The sequence below is a fragment of the Nitrospira sp. BLG_2 genome, assembly GCF_049222245.1.
The window spans coordinates 1-2,760 of record NZ_JBLYIG010000064.1; the positions used below are offsets into that span (position 1 = coordinate 1).

Genomic DNA, 2,760 nt, shown 5'->3' on the forward strand with positions numbered 1-2,760 from the left:
AGCCTGGTCATGGCGGCGAGAATAACCCATCCTTACCGAGTGTCTCCCACCATGTGACCAAACATGCAGCAAAGGGCGGCCGGAACGAGAAGGATGGCCAACATTTCTAGGAAATTTGACAGCGGCGTCGGATTCTCAAACGGATGAGCGGAATTCACATTGAAAAATCCGCCGCCGTTCGTCCCCAGTTGCTTGATGGCGATCTGAGACGCAGCCGGGCCCACGGCGATGACGTGCTTCATCATCGTCTGCGAATCAGGCAGCGACTTGCCCGGCTCAATGATGAGAGGCTGGTAGCTTGAGTCGGTCACGGAATTGTCATCAGCCTCTAACTGTAGCGGAGTCACAATCTGATAAGAGCTAAATGTCTGGACGACGCCTTGAGAGACCAACAGCAACGATAAGATGAATGCGAGAGGGAAGAGGATGTACAGATTCCCGCGGAGCAAATCACTCCAAAAATTTCCAACAGTCGTTGACGTATTTCGGCTCAGTCCTCGGATCAAGGCGACAAGTACCGACATTCCAGTGGCGGCCGAGACGAAATTCTGCACGGTGAGGCCGATCATCTGTGTCAAGTAACTCATCGTGGTCTCGCCGCCATATGCCTGCCAATTAGTATTGGTCGTAAAGCTGACAGCTGTGTTGAAGGCCAGGTCGGGTGCGACAGCGCCAAGATCGGCAGGGTTGAGGGGCAAGAGGCTCTGTAGCCGCTGCAACCCATAGAGAAAGAGGAGCCCAGCTGCATTGAAGAACAGCATCGCCGCCCCATAGCGTTTCCAGTTCATCTCATCGGTTGGTCGAACGCCGCAGAGTCGATATATAGCTCGTTCAAGAGGACCAAGGAGACGATCCAATCCACATGATTTGCCTTCATACACTCTCGCCATGTACCAGCCTAGCGGCTTGACGAGTGCCAGCAACACGACGAAGAACACAAGTATTTGAAGGACTGCGTTCGTCGTCATCAGAACCATTCCGGCTTCAGCAACGCCACCATGAGATAGATCAACAGGCCTCCCGACGCTATTCCGCCAAGCACGTACGTCGCATTCATGTCTCCAGCCTCATAATCGCTCCAAGCTTGAGATCAGCCAACCGGAGAGAATAAAGAACCCCACAGCCAGTACGATGTAGACAAGATCCATTTGTATGCCCCCCGGTACACACAACTAACCTACTCTTCGCGATGTAAAAACGGCGTCAAAATAGGCGGGACCATCGTCAGGAAGGGATTCAAAGGAAGCAAGTGTTACTGCGCAGTCAACGCGTGGTGAATTATGCGGACAACCGGCTATAGTGACGCAGCAACAGGACACCCCCCCAGAGAAAGGAGGCGAGCATGAAAAGAATTCCGATGTTATACGTGAGGTGAGCCAGGCGATGGTCCCATTCAAGTAAGTTCAGCATCGTCAGAATGTTATTCCAGTCGTGCCCGTCGGTCTCTTTTCCTGTTACGCCGCCGATCAGCATGAGATCCAGCGCTCGCGCGTCGTTGATGTACGGCGCGATGTCCATCAGACTCTCCGCCGTCCACCACAAAGCCACGGAGGCTCCGAACGGATCACGAGTTTTTACAAGGAATGTCCCGAGACAGATAAGCGGCATGAAAATCTGGCCGAGGCTTCCCCCCAGGATAGTCATGAAGCGACCGAACGGGATGAACATCACATGTCCGGCTTCATGGAAAGGCAGATTGATCAAATGAAGAAACGACTCGCCTGTGTAATTCGTCTCGAGAGGCGTGGTGATAAACCTCCATCCCCACCAGACCATGGCCGCTAACACGGCTGCTCGACCGTAGAAGGTCATTGAATCGGTCGTTGTATCCAATTCAATCAACCACTGTCTGGCCGTCATCACCCATTCAGACTGCGCCCGCGACGATTGGTATGATGAGCGGCGAGCCGTTACGGTATCCAGCCGATATTTGGCAAAGATAATGCCACACCGCATACACTCTTCTGCATCATCCAGCCGTTGCGCCTGACATTTCGGGCAGCGGATCGCGGATTCGCCGGTCGTAAGCATTCTCTACTGTAGGGTCGGGCGTGAATTCGGACAAGGAAATCAGAAGAAGGTGCGGGGGTTATGCATGAAAGAGAAGCAATACGGGTGATGAAGCAATGCCTAAGACACTTTGGGCAATACTTACAAACCTCTTTGGATCGATGGTCGATACAGATATTTCTGAAATCCCACGAAGACCTTCCCAATCTCCTCGGGCTGGCCAAGATCGGCGACGGCGTCCGCGATCGCATTCTGGTACTTGAGCTTGAGCAACGGCGAGAGCTTCTCTTGCGCGAGTTCGTCCACGCCGACCTTCACGTATTGAGCGAGAACAAAGTCCAGAAAAGCCTCTTGCTTGCGGTTGAAGTGAGCGCTGATCTCTACTTTGGCTCTAGCCGCCCGCTCTTCGCGCGTGAGTGGCGCAAGAGCATAGGCCACGTGAGCCAGCACATCGAAGAGGTCGCTGTTCTCAGCGCCGATGATCCGTTGCATTTCTGCCAGTTGTTCATGCCCAAGGCCTTTCTCTGCCAAACCTTGTAACAGTTTGGCTCGCGTATCGGGCAGGCTCCAGATGGATCGAAGTTCCGCTTCATCCTTGAAGAACTCGGGGAGTTTGCCGAACAACATTTCCAGAAACTGCTGTGCCGACATAGGCGTGCCGTCGGGATGCCAGAAGGTCGTTACCATCATGTGCTGAATCATCCGGGCCTTGCCGTCCGCCAGCTTGACCTTGATCTTCTTGCGCTGATA

General features: G+C 53.6%; 3 protein-coding genes and 1 pseudogene. All 4 read right to left on the reverse strand.

Going from position 1 to position 2,760, the window contains the following annotated elements; genetic code table 11:
• Positions 1-35 precede the first annotated feature (35 nt).
• Positions 36-968, reverse strand: a pseudogene (locus tag ACOSYY_RS01745) (potassium-transporting ATPase subunit KdpA); the annotation flags it as partial.
• Entirely contained in the window at positions 968-1,057 is a 90-nt protein-coding gene (gene kdpF / locus ACOSYY_RS01750) for a K(+)-transporting ATPase subunit F (RefSeq protein ID WP_421660545.1), read from the reverse strand. The gene kdpF and the pseudogene ACOSYY_RS01745, both read right to left, overlap by 1 nt.
• Positions 1,058-1,278: 221 nt before the next feature.
• Complete coding sequence (locus ACOSYY_RS01755) at positions 1,279-1,956, reverse strand: hypothetical protein (protein ID WP_421660546.1); 678 nt, start codon at positions 1,954-1,956, stop codon at positions 1,279-1,281.
• A gap of 195 nt (positions 1,957-2,151) precedes the next feature.
• Positions 2,152-2,760 (reverse strand): type I restriction-modification enzyme R subunit C-terminal domain-containing protein (locus ACOSYY_RS01760; RefSeq protein ID WP_421660547.1); only part of this gene is annotated, 609 nt, incomplete at its 5' end.